The organism is Serpens gallinarum (genome assembly GCF_014836765.1).
GTDB lineage: Bacteria > Pseudomonadota > Gammaproteobacteria > Pseudomonadales > Pseudomonadaceae > Serpens > Serpens gallinarum.
Genome location: NZ_JACSQG010000002.1, coordinates 437,206 through 452,760 on the forward strand (window position 1 = coordinate 437,206; position 15,555 = coordinate 452,760).

The window sequence follows — 15,555 nt, forward strand, 5'->3', positions numbered from 1 at the left end:
ATAGTTATCGGAGGGCACGCATGTCCACATCTCTGCAACCTGTTTATGCTCTGGCTCCTGGCGCGAACCTGGAGGCCTACGTGCACTCGGTAAACAGCATTCCCCTGCTGACGCCGGAACAGGAGCGTGATCTGGCCAATCGCCTCTTCTATCACCAGGACCTGGACGCCGCCCGGCAAATGGTTCTGGCTCATCTGCGTTTCGTTGTGCATGTCGCCAAAAGCTACGCCGGTTATGGCCTGGCCCAGGGCGATCTGATTCAGGAAGGCAACGTTGGCCTGATGAAGGCCGTCAAGCGTTTCAACCCGGAAATGGGCGTGCGCCTGGTGTCCTTTGCCGTGCACTGGATCAGGGCTGAAATCCACGAATTTATCTTGCGCAACTGGCGGATCGTCAAGGTTGCGACCACCAAGGCGCAGCGCAAGCTGTTCTTCAATCTGCGCAGCCAGAAAAAGCGTCTGGCCTGGCTCAATAATGATGAAGTGAATGGCGTCGCCGAGAGCCTGGGGGTCGCACCCCACGAAGTACGTGAAATGGAAAGTCGTCTGACAGGCCATGATATGGCCTTCGATCCGGCGGCTGATGCCGATGACGACAGCGCCTACCAGTCTCCAGCGCACTATCTGGAAGATCACCGTTACGACCCAGCCCGTCAATTGGAAGATGCTGACTGGAGCGACAGCTCTACCGCCAGCCTGCATGAGGCCTTGCAGGGACTCGATGAGCGCAGTCGCGACATCCTTTATCAGCGCTGGCTGGCCGAAGAAAAGGCCACCTTGCATGAGTTGGCGGCTAAATATCAGGTGTCGGCGGAGCGAATCCGTCAACTTGAAAAAAACGCCATGAACAAGCTCAAGGGTTTTATTCAGGCGTAACTCCAAAAAACCGCGCGTTGCGCGGTTTTTTTATGGGTCAGGTATAATTGGCTGGAGCTGAAAGTTGTCGGTTTTCTGGCGCCAGTAAGCTATCGCCTTCTCTGGCCGGAACGTGGGATTGCCAGCATAATGATGGCTTTCGGTGTATGACCTGGAAATCGTCTTGCTTAATACTGCTGCTTATCGTCTAAGCCATTTCCTTTCTTCAATAATGCTAATCCTTGCTGGCGTGGTGCTGACATCGCAGCAGGGGTTCGCCTCTATTACCTGGCTGCACAGTTTCTTCTCAACGCTGTTCGAGGTGTTGCCTATCCTGCTGCTGGGGCTGGGTGGCCTTCTGTGCCTGTTTTATGGTCGTACACGGCAAGCAGCGCTCCTGATCGTCGTGTACCTGAGCCATTACATCCTTGCCAACGAAGCCGATTATTTCCGGACTCATGGTGTGGTGCGCGAGTCCACGGCATTGACCTTTCACATGTGCAGCTTGTTATTGCCCCTGCTGTACGGGGTTTACGCTGCCTGGTCCGAGCGCGCGCAATTGGTGCAGGATCTGGTAGCTCGAAGCGCGGTTCTGATCGCGGTTACAGGCGTCGCGGTAGCCATGGCCCGTCGGTATCCAGATGACGTCCTGCAATGGCTGGTGGCGATCCGCGTGGAGCAGTTGCAAGGGCCGTTGACCCAGGCATTGATCCAGTTCTCTTACGCTGCGTTCGCGTTGACCTTCCTGGTGCTGCTGATCCAATACCTGCGCCATCCTCGGGTTTTGCATGCGTCCCAACTGGTTGCCGTGCTGGGCTTGTACTGGATGTTGCTCAATACCTTCATGCTGCCCGAGGCGTTGGTGGTGATGAGCAGCATGGTGATGCTGGCGCTGATCGTTGCGGTGGCTCAGGAGGCTTATCAGATGGCCTTCCTCGACGAGCTGACCGGTCTGCCTGGACGGCGGGCGTTGAATGAGCGCATGGCTCGTCTGGGCCGCAACTATGTGATTGCCATGACTGATGTCGATCATTTCAAGAAGTTCAACGATACCTATGGCCATGATGTAGGCGATCAGGTGCTGCGTATGGTCGCCAGCCAGTTGCGCAAGGTCAGTGGCGGCGGTACCGCGTATCGCTATGGGGGGGAAGAATTTACCGTCCTGTACCCTGGTAAAAGCATCAGTGAGTGCCTTCCCCATCTGGAAGCGCTGCGCCGTAATATCGAGGAATACCGCATGCGCCTGCGTGACAAGCAGAGCCGGCCCGAAGATGCCAAGCGAGGCCGCAACCAGCGCGGCCAGAGCAAAAGCCAGCATGTCTCGGTGGCCATCAGTATCGGCGTGGCCGAGCGCAGTGATGAGCACCGTGATCCGCAGGAGGTGATCAAGGCTGCCGACCAGGCCCTGTACAAGGCCAAGGAGGCGGGAAGAAACCGCGTCGTGGCCTATGGGCAGAAAGCCGTGCCGGCTACCCGGCGCAAGGCTGTGGCCACCCGTTAAGGTTGTGACTGGTGCTGACTTTAAGGTCACGATATGACGCTATGTGTCCTGCAAGTTGTTCGGCTAGACTGGTTTTTTTCGCTTCCGGCCGTTCCGGCAACCGTCTATCCGCGAGGTTTACATGGCTGATTACCAAGCGCCCCTGCGCGACATGCATTTCGTGCTCAATGAAGTCTTCGACGTGGCCTCGCTTTGGGCCCAGCTCCCCGGTCTGGCCGACGTCGTGGATGCCGATACCGCTGCCGCCATCCTGGAAGAGGCCGGCAAGGTCACCGCTGGCAGCATCGCTCCGCTGAATCGCAGTGGTGACGAGGAAGGCTGTTCCTGGCATCAAGGCGCAGTGCAGACCCCAGCCGGCTTTATCGAGGCGTACCAGACCTATGCCCAAGGGGGCTGGGTGGGTGTAGGCGGCTCGCCGGAGTACGGCGGCATGGGCATGCCCAAGGTGATCGGCGCGCAAGTCGAGGAAATGGTCAATTCGGCCAACCTGTCCTTTGGCCTGTACCCAATGCTGACCGCCGGCGCCTGTCTGTCGCTGCTCAACCATGCCAGCGAAGAACTCAAGCAACAGTACTTGCCGAACATGTACGCCGGCGTCTGGGCGGGCTCGATGTGCCTGACCGAACCCCACGCGGGCAGTGATCTGGGCATCATCCGCACCAAGGCCGAACCTCAGTCCGACGGCAGCTACAAGGTATCCGGCACCAAGATCTTCATTACCGGTGGCGAGCACGACCTGACCGAGAACATCATCCACCTGGTATTGGCCAAGCTGCCGGATGCCCCGGCTGGTCCCAAGGGAATCTCGCTGTTCCTGGTGCCCAAGGTGATGGTCAATGCGGATGGCAGCCTGGGCGAGAGGAACTCGCTGGGGTGCGGTTCCATCGAGCACAAGATGGGCATCAAGGCCTCGGCCACCTGCGTGATGAACTTCGACGGCGCCACGGGTTATTTGATCGGTGAGGTCAATAAAGGCCTCAACGCGATGTTCACCATGATGAACTACGAGCGGCTGGGTGTTGGAATCCAGGGCTTGGCGCTGGGTGAGCGCTCCTACCAGAGTGCGGTGGAATATGCCCGCGAACGCATCCAGAGTCGTGCGCCCACAGGCCCTGTGGCCAAGGACAAGGCGGCCGACCCGATCATCGTGCATCCGGATGTGCGGCGCATGCTGCTGACCATGAAAGCGCTGAACGAAGGTGGTCGTGCGTTCTCCAGCTACGTCGCCATGCAACTGGATACCGCCAAATACAGCGAAGACGCGACCGTCGCCAAGCGCGCTGATGAGCTGGTTGCGTTGCTGACCCCGGTGGCCAAGGCGTTCCTCACCGACATGGCATTGGAAACCACCGTGCATGGCCAGCAGATCTTCGGTGGGCATGGCTTCATCCGCGAGTGGGGCCAGGAGCAGCTCGTGCGCGATTGCCGTATCACGCAAATCTACGAAGGCACCAACGGCATTCAGGCGCTGGACCTGATCGGCCGCAAGGTGATCGGCAATGGCGGCTCCTACTACCGCCACTTCGCTGACGAGATCCAGGCATTCATCGCCAGCGCCGACGCTTCTCTGGGTGAGTTCACCGCGCCGCTCAGGGCGGCCGTTGCCAACCTTGATGAACTGACCGCCTGGGTGATGGACAAGGCCCAGGGCAATCCGAATGAAATCGGTGCGGCCTCGGTGGAATATCTGCAGGTATTTGGCTACACCGCCTACGCCTACATGTGGGCGCTGATGGCCCGCGCCGCGCTGGACAAGGAGCATCAGGACGACTTCTACGCCAGTAAGCTGGGCACTGCACGCTTCTACTTTGCCCGGTTATTGCCGCGTATTCACTCGTTGAGCGCCTCGGTCAAAGCCGGTAGCGCTTCGTTGTTCCTGCTCGACGCCGCGCAGTTCTAAGCGTGACGAAAACCAACAAGCCCCGCGTATGCGGGGCTTGTTGGTTTGAGAGGGCTGGAACGTTACGGAATTCCCAGGCGCTCTACCGCATCGGGATCGTCGATAAACAGATTGCGAGTCCCCTGCAGGCTGGCAATACGGTCGTTACGGATGCGCTCCATGGCATCCACCGGATCGAGTCGGTGCCAACGCTGGAACATCTCTAGTGGTCCGGGTAGCGGCAGTTTATATTCATGATGCATGTAGAGAATTGCCCGTGCGGCATTACCCTTGGCATGGTCCGCAGGTTCGAAGGCCTTGAAATCTGTCTTTAGTTCGCAGTCGCCCACGCCTATTCGCTTGGCTTGCGCCTCGTCTATTTCGGTGAACTGAGCGTTCTGGAGTTCTTCTTCAATCTCCTTCTGAGAGGGATAGAGATTGTGCAGGTCACCGACCATGTACAAGTACTTAGGGGTTTTAATCGCGCATTGGTTAGTGGTGGCGCAGCGCAGCGACCGGCGGATTTGCCGGACACTGTAGACGGCACTGGCAACCAGATTCGTATCCATGCCGTTGAACGAGGCAGCGCAATACAGGGTATCGCCGCCGCTGGTGTAGAGCTCAGACCAGAAAGCCCGTTCGGCCTCTTCGCTCCCAACATAGTGAGTTTGTCCATCGGCTAGAGCCGTGGAGGCGGCTGTGAACAGCGCAAGAAAACCTATGGCAATGCTATGCATGATTCGACCCTTGGACCGCCGTGTCGGAGTCTGTAATTGTGGTGATCTATGACGTCTCGATTCTTGCAATAGTGGCAAATGAACACAAGGCCGAAGGCGGACGACGGTTGTAAGCGTAGGCTTACACTGCGTGCTGATAAATGGCGCTATCTCCTTGTTGAGCTTGTGGTTAATCTAGCTCGCAAGGATGAAGCGCAGGAAGCGCATAAAACGAAAAGGACTTATCGGATACTGCCAGGCTGGCGGGTCGATCAGGGATGTCAGGATTCAGTCTGCAAGCCCCACTTCGGTGGGGTTTTCTTTTTTGGCTTGGAAAAATAAGCCAGCCCGGCGAAACCGCCTGCGTATAGCGTTTGGATCGAAAGCCCCTGCGGCGTGCTTGCTGCATCTGTCACGCTATGCGTACCGCCTTGGGCAAATGCTCATGCTGTGCCCAGCCCTTGGGCGCAATTTTATCGATGAGTTTCCCTCAAGCGGATCGCATGTCTCGCCGCAGTGTCAGAATAGCGCCTGGCTCACCGTGGCCATCCATGCTTTTTATTCTGGAGCTTCGTTGCGATGCTCGATCTTGTAGCAGCCTTTATCGGTCTCACCACACTGCTGACGTATGTGAACTACCGCTTCATCGGGCTTCCGCCTGCTATCGGTGTCATGCTCACCGCCTTGCTGCTCTCTGTTGCTATACACGGTTTGGCCTTGCTGGGCTATCCGCTGCTGGAGCTGGAGATGCAGCAGATCATACGCGAGATTGATTTCTCTCAAGTGCTAATGACTTGGTTCCTGCCGGCACTGCTATTTGCCGGCGCCCTGCACGTCAATCTCGACGATCTCAAAAGCCACAAGTGGTCGATCGGGTTTTTGGCCACCCTTGGCGTGCTGTTTTCCACGCTGGTGAGTGCGACGCTGGCCTACTACACCTTCACCCTGTTCGGCTGGCACCTCGATTTCCTCTACTGCCTATTGTTCGGAGCGTTGATTTCACCCACCGACCCGATTGCAGTGATGGGCATTCTCAAGACCAGCGGCGCGCCCAAGCCGCTACAGACCACCATTATCGGTGAATCGCTGTTCAATGACGGCACGGCGGTCGTGCTGTTCAGCATCATTCTAGGCGTGCTGATGATCGGCGAAACGCCCACCGTGGGCGAAGTGTCCTGGCTATTTGTCAAGGAAGCCATTGGTGGCATCCTCTTCGGCCTGCTGCTTGGCTATGTGGTGTACATGCTGATCCGCACGGTCGAGCAGTATCAAGTTGTGGTCATGCTGACCCTGGCCCTGGTATTTGCAGGTGCCGCGTTGGCTGCCCGTCTGCACGTGTCGGCACCGATCGTGATGGTGGTGGCCGGCCTGATCATCGGCAACCAGGGCCGCAAGCAGGCCATGTCCGAAGAGTCGCGCCGCTATGTGGATGGCTTCTGGGAGCTCATCGATGAAATTCTCAATGCCTTGCTGTTTGCCCTGATTGGCCTGGAGCTGCTGTTGCTGCCGATGTCCTGGCTGCATGTGGCCGCGGCCTTGCTGCTGGGTGGCGCGGTGCTGTTGGCTCGCTATCTGACCGTGGCCCCCGGCATTTTCCTGATACGTCGCAAACGTAACGGCGATGAAACCATTCCGTCCGGGACCATTCGCATCCTGGTATGGGGCGGTTTGCGCGGCGGTGTGTCCGTGGCCTTGGCCCTGGCATTGCCACTGGGACCGGAGCGCGATCTGCTGCTGACGCTGACCTACATCGTGGTACTGGTCTCGGTCCTGGTGCAGGGGCTGTCCATCGGCCCGCTGGTCAGAAAGATGTTTGGTAGAAGTACTGCTTCGGCAAACCCCCACTGAGCAATACCAAGGCCGCGCGATTGCATGTCGCATGCCGTGCGTGGCCTCGCTTCGCCAGGGAGGATGCTGTGGAAACGGTGGTTTCGCTTCCACAGGGCTTCCTCTACCAGAATGCGCTTCCGGCCACCGGGGGTGACATTGCCCTGTGGCTTCTGCGATAGTTAGCCCGCTAAGCGCATCCGCTGGCCCTGTCGCAGGCTCAAAAAGCATTTGCGACGCCCCGACGCCTTGTGCGTTCCCTTCTTTCGCGTCTACCCGGCGCGCCCTGGACGACCTATCCGGTCGTGGTTGGATCCGTCGATCAGCAGATCGGCCGTTCGCATTCATATAACGATAACGATCCCATTAGGACGCTCCCCATGAAACTGAGCCGTTGCTTTACAGCGCTGGCCGCTGCTGCCGCACTGACTACTGCATTTACCGTGCAAGCCCGCGAATATTCCGTATCCACTGTGCTCTCAGATGCGTTCCCCTGGGGCCAGGCTGCCACCAAGTGGGCCGAACTGGTCAAGGAACGCTCGGAAGGACGTATTACCTTGCGCGTTTATGACAACGCGCAGTTGGTCGCCGGCGACCAAACCAAGGAGTTCTCTGCCATGCGTTCCGGGCTGATCGACATGGCCGTCGGTTCGACCATCAACTGGTCGCCGCAGGTTCCGGAACTCAACCTGTTTTCCCTGCCATTTCTGATGGCCGACAACGCTGATATCGATGCCATCACCCAGGGCGAAGCCGGCCAGATGGTCTTCAAGGCCATCGAAAAACGTGGCGTGGTCCCACTGGCCTGGGGCGAGAACGGCTTCCGCGAGTTGTCCAACTCCAAGCAGCCCATTCGCACGCCGAATGATCTGAAGGGCATGAAGATCCGCGTGGTCGGCTCGCCTTTGTTTCAAGATACCTTCAGCACGCTGGGCGCCAACCCCACGCAAATGAGCTGGGCTGATGCCAAGCCGGCGCTCACCACCGGTGCGGTGGATGGCCAGGAAAACCCGTTGTCGGTCTTCGACGTGTCGCGCATCGACCAGGTCGACCAGAAGTACCTGACCCTGTGGCACTACATGGCCGATCCGCTGATTTTCGCGGTCAGCCCGAACGTATGGAAAGGCTTCTCGGCTGAAGACCAGGCGCTGCTCAAACAGGCTGCCTACGATGCCGGTCGGTGGGAAATCGAATCCTCTCGCGCCGCCGAGGCGCAGCGCTTGGCCAGCATCCGTTCGCGTGGCGTTGAGGTCACCGAGCTGAGTGCCGACGAGCGCCAGGCCTTCATCGATGCCACTGCACCGCTGTATCAGAAATGGGAAAAACGTATCGGTGTCGAGCTGCTCAAGGCCGCTCGCAACGCTGCCGCTGCCCAGTAAGAGCTGTCGCCGGGGCGTGCCCCGGCGTGTTGTCTGAACCGGCGCGTTCGCGCCGGTTATCGAGGTTTTATATGAGTCATCGACCGGACGCCAGAATCGAGCGCTGGCTGGCTGCTTTCGCGTTGACGGTAATCTGCCTGATCAGCCTGGCCAACGTGGTGGTGCGCTATGCCAGCGACGCGTCCTTCGCGTTTACCGAAGAAATTTCAATTTTTCTGCTTGTGGTGCTGACGTTTGCTGGCGCCGCCGTGGCCATGCGCCGCAACGGGCATATTCGCATCGCACTGATCGAGGACAAGCTGCCACGCCTGCGCAAGCCGCTGATTGTTTTCCAATGGCTGTGCGGCATGGCCGTGCTGGGCCTGGTGGTTTGGTATGGCGGTGTATTCGCCTGGCAGGAATATCAATGGGAGTCCGAATCCCCGGGCCTGGGCTTGCCCAACTGGTGGTATGTGGTCTGGCTGCCGGTCCTGGCTGTCGCTGTGGCCTGGCGCCTGTGCCAGATGACCCTTGACCGTTTGCGCGGGAGAATGTCCGATGAGCCCTGATGTCTGGATGATGCTTGGCTTCATCGCCTTCCTGGCACTCGGCGTGCCAGTGGCTTTTTCCCTTGGTTTAGCCGGTGCCGTGGGCATCCTGGCCGGATTGTCACCGGACATGCTGGCGACCTTGGGCACCAATACTTACAACGGTGTGGCCAAGTACCCGCTGATCGCCATTCCGCTGTTTATCCTCACCGGCTTGATTTTCGAAAAATCCGGCGTGGCATTGCGGTTGGTGCGTTTCGCCCAGGCGATGATCGGCCGACGACATGGCGGCCTGGCCATGGTGGCCGTGCTGGTATGCCTGATCATGAGCGGGATGAGCGGCTCCGGCCCGGCGGACGCCGCGGCGGTGGCCATGGTGATGCTGCCGAGCATGACCAAGGCCGGCTATCCCAAACCGTTTTCGGTCACATTGATCGCCGCCTCGGCGTCTACGGCCATCCTGATCCCGCCGTCGATTGCCCTGATTCTGTATTCCATCGTGGTGCCCGGTGTCGATTTGCGTGCGCTATTCGCCGCCGGACTGTTCCCCGGCCTGCTTGCCGGTCTGGTGCTGTTGTTGCCCGCCTGGTGGCTCTCCCGTCGTAATGGCTGGGAGCCGCCGAACGATGAGCCGCGTCCGCCAGTCTGGGCGAGTTTCAAAGAAGCCTTGCCGGCGCTGTTCGCGCCGATTTTGATCCTGGGTGGCTTGCGCAGCGGCCTGTTTACCCCCACCGAAGCGGCAGTGGCGGCGGTGACCTATGGCGTGATTATCGGTCTGTTCGTCACCCGCGAGCTGAAACTCAAGCAGCTGTGGGAGTTGTGCGGCGAGGCGGCGGTGATTTCCGCCGTGGTCATGCTGATCATCGCCCTGGCGGGCATTTTCGCCTGGTCCGGCACCTTGCTCGGCACATTCCGTCACATGGCCGAATGGCTGATCTCGTTGTCGGATAATGGTGCGGTGTTACTGCTGTTGGTGATGATCGCCGTGCTACTGGCCGGCATGCTGCTGGATGCCATCTCGATCTACATGATCCTGATGCCGGTGCTGATCCCGGTCATGCAGCATTTTGGCTGGAACCCGGTGTGGTTTGGGATTTTGCTGGCAATGAACATTGCCATCGGCCAGTTCACCCCACCGGTGGCGGTCAACTTGCTGGTGACCACCGAGGTGGCTCGGATTCGCCTGGAGCAGACTGTCGGCTGGGCGTTGCTGTTCGTGGTGACCATGGGGCTGGCGCTGTTGGCCGTGGCAGTGTTCCCGGAAATAGCCCTGTGGCTACCGCGCACCCTGGGGTATTCGATCGAATAGTGTTACCTAAACGGAGCGGGCGAGGTTCGCCCGCTCCGTTCTTGCGGCGTTACTCACGCCTTGCGGGCCCCCCAGCCATCGGCACAGGGCGTGGTGTCATACAGCGTAAAGCCATGGTGTTTGCAGGCCGGACTGCGCCAATGCAAATAACGGCCGAAAACCCGCACCAGATAGATCGAACCGAAGATCTGGTAGCCAAGCCGGGCACAGGATTTCAGCGAGTCGAAGTTGGTCGATTCCACGTAAGAGATCATCCCCGTCAAACCCTCCTTCATATAACTCTGCAACGCCAGGTTCATGCCGATGGCGTGCAGGCGCTGGCCTCGATAGGCAGGGTGGGTCAGCCCCTTGTACATGTAGACGTAATCCTGGTTGAAACTCAGTACCAGATCTGGCGGATCGATACGGGTCGGCCGACACGAATACCAACCATAGGCCGCCAGTTTTTCACCCTCCAGAATCGCATAGCAGCGATCCCCCTTGGCCAGGGCTTCAGACAAAAAGCTGTTGTCCAGTTCGTTCTGTGGATCGCGGGCGTAGTGGCGCAACTGGGCCTCATCGAGAAAGCCGGCGGTGTAGCGGGACGGGCACTTCAGGTAGTCAGGGTCTACATCGCACAAGCGCATGCCGCGCAGAATCTTGAAGAGAGTGAGCTTTCTGGCGCATTTGACCAGAAGCAGGTGACTGGCCTGACTGAAGCCGCGCTGTTCCAATTTGCGACGGAGTCGGGCGATATAACTATGCTGTAGCAGGCTGCTCATAATGGCCTCGCGGGTGCTTTGTGAAAGAAAGCACGACCCAGAAGCTGAGGACTACAGACTCATCAGCGCATCGTCCTTGAGTCGCTCCCTGGCCTGACGCGAATGCTCGCCAGTGCCTGTGAACATTAGTCGATTTGGGATAGCCAGGCTGAATCTCGCTACTGCCGTGATGGCACGGAACCCGGCCTAGCCAACCGAGTCGGTATTGTGACCCGCGTTCTGGCAAAAAATTGCCTGGAGAGTTATCTATGGACCTGCTTCGCATTTTGATCGCCATTTTGCTGCCGCCTTTGGGCGTGTTCCTACAGGTCGGTTTTGCTGGCGCATTCTGGCTGAATATTCTGCTGACTCTGCTTGGCTATCTGCCTGGCATCATCCACGCCGTGTGGATCATCGCGCGCCGCTGAGCCGGTAGCCCTGCGTATACGCACCTCATAAACGGTCAGGGAAGCCTCATGTCCAAGAAATCCTCGCCTCGCGATGAGCTTCATTTTCGCCGTCTCCTGGCGCGCAACCTGGCTTTGCCGCTGGGGCTGGGATTCGTCAGTTCGGCCTTTTTCGTGGCGGTGATCTACTACCTGCTCAGCGTTTATCAATGGGGCGATCGGGTCGAGCGGGGTATTGCCCAAGGGCACGAGGCACTGCGCCTGGTGATCGACATGGAAACCGGTATGCGTGGGTTTCTATTGACCAATGACGAGCGTTTTCTCGAGCCGTTCCGCGAAGCCGGCAAGCGCTACCGTGACAACATGACCAGCCTGCGGGTGCTGTTCAAGGACACCCCGCTGCAAATGCGTCGCCTGGAGCGCATCGAACAGAACCATCAGCGTTGGCTGGCGTTCGCGGAACGGATGTTCGCGCTCTACCAGAACAACGATCCGGGCTACATGAGCGAACTGCAGCGCCTGGAAGGCAAGGCACTGACCGATGAAATTCGCCAGCAGTTCGCCGAGCTGCTGGCTCATGAGCGCCAGCTGCGCATGACGCGCAGCACCCAGGCCGAGCGGGTCAGTGTGTTGGGCGTCAGCGGTTTCATTCTGGTGATCCTGTTGCTCAGCGCGCTGATCGCCTGGCTGGGACGCAGGGAATTGCTGCGTCTTGCCACGACCTATCGGGAGGCATTGCAGGTGCAGGCGGACCATTCCGAGCAGTTGCGCCAGCAAGCCTGGCTGCGCGGCGGGCGGGTGCAATTGGGCGAGGCGTTGATCGGCCAAAACAGCTTCACTGAACTGGGTACCCAGGCGCTGGCGTTTTTTGCCCGTTATCTGGACATGGCGGTCGGTGCGCTTTATGTGCACCGCGGCGGGCGCTTGCAGCGCGTCGCGACCTACGCTTTCGATGCCGCTCAGGCCGATGGGCGGGCCAGCCTGCGCCTTGGCGAGGGGTTGGTCGGCGAAGTGGCGCGTGAACGCCGCATGCGCCTGCTGGAGAATTTGCCCGATGACTACCTGCAGGTCAGTTCGGCCATTGGCCAGGGGCGCTTGCGCACCGCGCTCATCGTACCGCTGGAGGACAATCGCGAGCTCCATGGTGTGCTGGAACTGGGCTTCCTGCGTTCGCTGCGTGAGCGAGACCAGGAACTGCTGGGGGTATTGAGCGGCGTGCTGGGCTCGGCCTTGGCTGCCATGGATTATCGGCAACGACTGCAAGAGGCGTTGGCCGGTAGCCAGCGCCTTAATGAAGAGTTGCACCATCGCCAGGAAGAACTGCGCGCCAGTAATCAGGAGCTTGAAGAGCACGCCCGCGCGCTCAAGGAATCCCAAGCCAGCCTGGAAGCGCAACAGGCTGAGCTGGAACAGAGCAACGAGCAGCTGGCGGAACAGGCGCAGATGCTCGAACGCAATCGTGATCAGTTGAATGTGCGCAATCATGATCTGCAGCAGGCCCAATGCCTGCTCGAGGCACGCGCCGAAGAGCTGCAGCGTGCCAGCCGGTATAAGTCGGAGTTTCTCGCCAACATGTCCCACGAACTGCGCACGCCGCTGAACAGTTCGCTGATTCTTGCCAAGCTACTGTCCGATAACCCACAGGGCAACCTTACGGCCGAGCAGGTGAAATACGCGGATTCGATTCACGCGGCCGGCAAGGATCTGCTGTTGCTGATCAACGATATTCTCGACCTGTCCAAGGTCGAGGCCGGAAAACTGGACCTGCGCCTGGAACCTGTCAACCTGGCGCGTTTGGCGGAGACGCTGTGCGGGTTGTTCGCACCGCTGGCCGAGCAAAAGGGTTTGCAGTTCGAGGTGCGCTGCGCGAGTGATTTGCCCATCAGCGTGACCACTGACGGTCAGCGTCTGGAGCAGGTGCTCAAGAACCTGCTGTCGAATGCCTGCAAGTTCACCGAGCAGGGCAAAGTGCTCTTGTCCATCGAGCGAGACGGCGATCAGCACCTGCGCTTTGCCGTGACCGATACCGGCCCGGGTATCGAGGCATCACAGCAGCTGCTGATTTTCGAGGCCTTTCGTCAGGGTGAGGGGCCACGGCCCCAGGGCGGCACGGGGCTGGGTTTGTCGATCTCACGAGAGCTGGCGCGCCTGCTGCAAGGGGAGTTGAGCCTGGTCAGCGAGCCGGGGCACGGAAGCTGTTTCACGTTGCGCCTGCCCTTGGTACGCCAAAGTGTGACGCTACCTGAGCCGCAGGCTGGAGGTGACTCCCTACGCACCGTCGCGCCCCAGTTGCCGTGGCTGCCGGCCAGCGTTTTCCCGGATGACCGCCAGCAGCCGCGGGGTCGGGAGCGGTGCGTTCTGGTGATCGAGGACGAGCCGCTGTTCGCGCAGATTCTGTATGAGTTGGCCCATGAGCTTAACTATCGCTGCCTGGTGGCCCAGGGCGCCGCTGAGGGCCAGGCGATGGCGCGCACCTACCGCCCCGATGCGATCCTCTTGGACATGCGCTTGCCTGACCGACCTGGGTTGAGCGTTCTGGAGCGGCTCAAGCACGATCCGCTGACCCGGCATATCCCGGTGCATGTCGTCTCGGTCGAGGACCGCAAGGAAGTGGCCGAGCAGATGGGGGCGGTCGGCTATGCGCAAAAGCCGGTGAGTCGCGAGGAACTGAAAGCCGTCTTTGCCCGCCTGGAAGCGCGCATGGCGCAGCAGGTCAAGCGTGTGCTGCTGGTCGAGCACGACGCAGTACAGCGTGACAGCGTGATTCGCCTGATCGCGGATGACGACATTGAAATCCACGCCGTCGCCCGCGGCGAAGAAGCCTTGCAACGGCTGCGCGAGCAGTCCTTCGATTGCATGATCGTCGATCTCGACATGCCGGATATCGACGGCGGAGAATTGCTGGCGCGCATGGCTGGCGAGGAGCTGTACTCGTTCCCGCCGGTGATTGTCTACACCGGTCGCGAGCTGAGTCACGACGAAGAAGCCCAGCTGCTGCGCTACTCGCGTTCGATCATCATTAAGGGGGCACGCTCGCCGGAACGGCTGCTCGACGAGGTCACGCTGTTCTTGCACAAGGTCGAGGCGGATATGCCGGCCGAGCGGCAGAAGATCCTCAGGCAGGTGCGCAACCGCGACAAGGCGTTCGAGGGCCGCACCATCCTGGTGGCGGACGACGATGTGCGCAACATCTTCGCGCTGACCAGCGCACTGGAACACAAAGGTGCCACAGTGCAGATCGCCCGCAACGGGCGCGAGGCGGTGGACAAAGTTACCGCGGACACGGGCATCGACCTGGTGCTGATGGACATCATGATGCCGGAAATGGATGGCTACGAAGCCACGGCACAGATTCGACGCGATCCGCGCTTTGCCCGCCTACCGATCATCGTGGTGACGGCCAAGGCGATGAAAAATGACCAGGAGCGCTGCCTGCAGGCCGGCGCCAACGATTACCTGGCCAAACCCATTGATCTCGACCGGCTGTTTTCGCTGATCCGTGTCTGGCTGCCTCGGGTCGAGGCAGGTTGAGGTGAGTGGGCAAGGCCTGGACATCGAACTCGAACTGCTGATCGAAGCCATCTATCACCGCTACAGCTACGACTTTCGCGACTATGCGCGCGCCACGCTGATGCGCCGCGTGCAGCAGGCGTTGGTACCTCTCGGGTGTGGGGGAATCTCCGAACTGCAGGGGCGCATCCTGCACAGCGCGCAGGCGTTCATGGCGTTGCTGCAATACCTCACCGTACCCGTCAGCGGGATGTTTCGTGATCCGGCCTATTTTCGTGCTTTGCGCGAACATGTGGTGCCCCTGTTGTGCACCTACCCCTCGTTGAGAATCTGGGTCGCGGGGTGCAGTACCGGCGAGGAAGTTTATTCATTGGCCATCCTCCTGGACGAAGAAGGGCTGCTGACGCGCAGTCTGGTCTATGCCACCGACATCAATCCGCGCGCCCTGAGCAAGGCTCGGCGAGGCGTTTACCCTCTGGACAGCATGCGCCAGTGGACCGAGAACTATCAGCAATCTGGTGGGCTCGGGAGTTTTGCGGACTACTACACGGCGGCCTACGGTGCGGCGCTGATCGACAAAGGGCTGCGCGAACGGGTGATCTACGCGGATCACAGCCTGGCCACGGATAGCGTATTCGCAGAGACTCAGCTGATTTCCTGCCGCAATGTGCTGATTTACTTCAATCGTCCGCTACAGGATCGGGCGATTGGGCTGTTTCATGAATCCCTGGGCCACCGTGGCTTCCTGGGCCTGGGCAGTCGGGAAAGCCTGGACTTCAGTCCCCACGGCCATTGCTTCGAAACGGTGGCGCGGCCCGAGCGCGTGTTCCGTAAGCGATAAGGAACGAGTGAAAGTGCTGTGCTGCGCTACGGTTAACGTAACCCGGTCGCCCCTATCTGGGGATG

The 15,555-nt window shown here is 59.7% G+C and carries 12 protein-coding genes; 10 read left to right on the forward strand and 2 right to left on the reverse strand.

Annotation, left to right across the window (positions count from 1 at the left end):
- Positions 1-20: 20 nt before the first annotated feature.
- The 3 genes from rpoH to H9642_RS07280 all read left to right on the forward strand — a co-directional run bounded on the left by rpoH (position 21) and on the right by H9642_RS07280 (position 4,255).
- Positions 21-875 (forward strand): RNA polymerase sigma factor RpoH, encoded by an 855-nt coding sequence (gene rpoH / locus H9642_RS07270; protein WP_251835752.1) that lies wholly within the window; start codon positions 21-23, stop codon positions 873-875.
- Positions 876-1,038: 163 nt separating this feature from the next.
- On the forward strand, positions 1,039-2,355 hold the full coding sequence (locus H9642_RS07275; RefSeq protein ID WP_251835830.1) for a GGDEF domain-containing protein: 1,317 nt from the start codon (positions 1,039-1,041) through the stop codon (positions 2,353-2,355).
- Between the two features lie 121 nt (positions 2,356-2,476).
- A complete protein-coding gene (locus H9642_RS07280; RefSeq protein WP_251835753.1) occupies positions 2,477-4,255 on the forward strand; it encodes an acyl-CoA dehydrogenase C-terminal domain-containing protein in 1,779 nt (592 codons plus the stop codon).
- 62 nt (positions 4,256-4,317) lie between these two features.
- Here the strand turns inward: H9642_RS07280 and H9642_RS07285 are convergent, their stop codons facing one another.
- Positions 4,318-4,971: an endonuclease gene (locus tag H9642_RS07285; protein ID WP_251835754.1), complete on the reverse strand. Its 654-nt coding sequence runs from the start codon at positions 4,969-4,971 to the stop codon at positions 4,318-4,320.
- Positions 4,972-5,529: 558 nt separating this feature from the next.
- Here H9642_RS07285 and H9642_RS07290 point away from each other — a divergent pair.
- The 4 genes from H9642_RS07290 to H9642_RS07305 all read left to right on the forward strand — a co-directional run bounded on the left by H9642_RS07290 (position 5,530) and on the right by H9642_RS07305 (position 9,992).
- Complete coding sequence (locus tag H9642_RS07290) at positions 5,530-6,798, forward strand: cation:proton antiporter (RefSeq protein ID WP_251835755.1); 1,269 nt, start codon at positions 5,530-5,532, stop codon at positions 6,796-6,798.
- Positions 6,799-7,157: 359 nt separating this feature from the next.
- Positions 7,158-8,156: a DctP family TRAP transporter solute-binding subunit gene (locus H9642_RS07295; RefSeq protein ID WP_251835756.1), complete on the forward strand. Its 999-nt coding sequence runs from the start codon at positions 7,158-7,160 to the stop codon at positions 8,154-8,156.
- Between the two features lie 71 nt (positions 8,157-8,227).
- On the forward strand, positions 8,228-8,704 hold the full coding sequence (locus H9642_RS07300) for a TRAP transporter small permease (protein ID WP_251835757.1): 477 nt from the start codon (positions 8,228-8,230) through the stop codon (positions 8,702-8,704).
- Positions 8,694-9,992, forward strand: coding sequence for a TRAP transporter large permease (locus H9642_RS07305; protein WP_251835758.1), 1,299 nt, complete (start codon positions 8,694-8,696; stop codon positions 9,990-9,992). The genes H9642_RS07300 and H9642_RS07305 overlap by 11 nt, the downstream gene beginning before the upstream one ends.
- A gap of 53 nt (positions 9,993-10,045) precedes the next feature.
- Here H9642_RS07305 and H9642_RS07310 read toward each other — a convergent pair whose 3' ends face one another.
- A complete protein-coding gene (locus H9642_RS07310) occupies positions 10,046-10,753 on the reverse strand; it encodes a GNAT family N-acetyltransferase (protein ID WP_251835759.1) in 708 nt (235 codons plus the stop codon).
- Between the two features lie 248 nt (positions 10,754-11,001).
- Between H9642_RS07310 and H9642_RS07315 the strand changes: the two genes are divergently transcribed.
- The 3 genes from H9642_RS07315 to H9642_RS07325 are packed head-to-tail and all read left to right on the forward strand — an operon-like array spanning position 11,002 to position 15,490.
- Entirely contained in the window at positions 11,002-11,160 is a 159-nt protein-coding gene (locus H9642_RS07315) for a YqaE/Pmp3 family membrane protein (protein ID WP_251835760.1), read from the forward strand.
- Positions 11,161-11,208: 48 nt separating this feature from the next.
- Positions 11,209-14,670: a response regulator gene (locus tag H9642_RS07320; RefSeq protein ID WP_251835761.1), complete on the forward strand. Its 3,462-nt coding sequence runs from the start codon at positions 11,209-11,211 to the stop codon at positions 14,668-14,670.
- Position 14,671: 1 nt separating this feature from the next.
- Positions 14,672-15,490, forward strand: coding sequence for a CheR family methyltransferase (locus H9642_RS07325; protein WP_251835762.1), 819 nt, complete (start codon positions 14,672-14,674; stop codon positions 15,488-15,490).
- Positions 15,491-15,555: the final 65 nt, after the last annotated feature.

Bases quoted from the DNA above. Each gene is read 5' to 3' on its own strand.
- rpoH (WP_251835752.1), top strand. From the start codon at position 21: ATGTCCACATCTCTGCAACCTGTTTATGCTCTGGCTCCTGGCGCGAAC.
- H9642_RS07295 (WP_251835756.1), top strand. From the start codon at position 7,158: ATGAAACTGAGCCGTTGCTTTACAGCGCTGGCCGCTGCTGCCGCACTG.
- H9642_RS07315 (WP_251835760.1), top strand. From the start codon at position 11,002: ATGGACCTGCTTCGCATTTTGATCGCCATTTTGCTGCCGCCTTTGGGC.
- H9642_RS07300 (WP_251835757.1), top strand. From the start codon at position 8,228: ATGAGTCATCGACCGGACGCCAGAATCGAGCGCTGGCTGGCTGCTTTC.
- H9642_RS07280 (WP_251835753.1), top strand. From the start codon at position 2,477: ATGGCTGATTACCAAGCGCCCCTGCGCGACATGCATTTCGTGCTCAAT.
- H9642_RS07320 (WP_251835761.1), top strand. From the start codon at position 11,209: ATGTCCAAGAAATCCTCGCCTCGCGATGAGCTTCATTTTCGCCGTCTC.
- H9642_RS07285 (WP_251835754.1), bottom strand. From the start codon at position 4,971: ATGCATAGCATTGCCATAGGTTTTCTTGCGCTGTTCACAGCCGCCTCC.
- H9642_RS07310 (WP_251835759.1), bottom strand. From the start codon at position 10,753: ATGAGCAGCCTGCTACAGCATAGTTATATCGCCCGACTCCGTCGCAAA.
- H9642_RS07290 (WP_251835755.1), top strand. From the start codon at position 5,530: ATGCTCGATCTTGTAGCAGCCTTTATCGGTCTCACCACACTGCTGACG.
- H9642_RS07305 (WP_251835758.1), top strand. From the start codon at position 8,694: ATGAGCCCTGATGTCTGGATGATGCTTGGCTTCATCGCCTTCCTGGCA.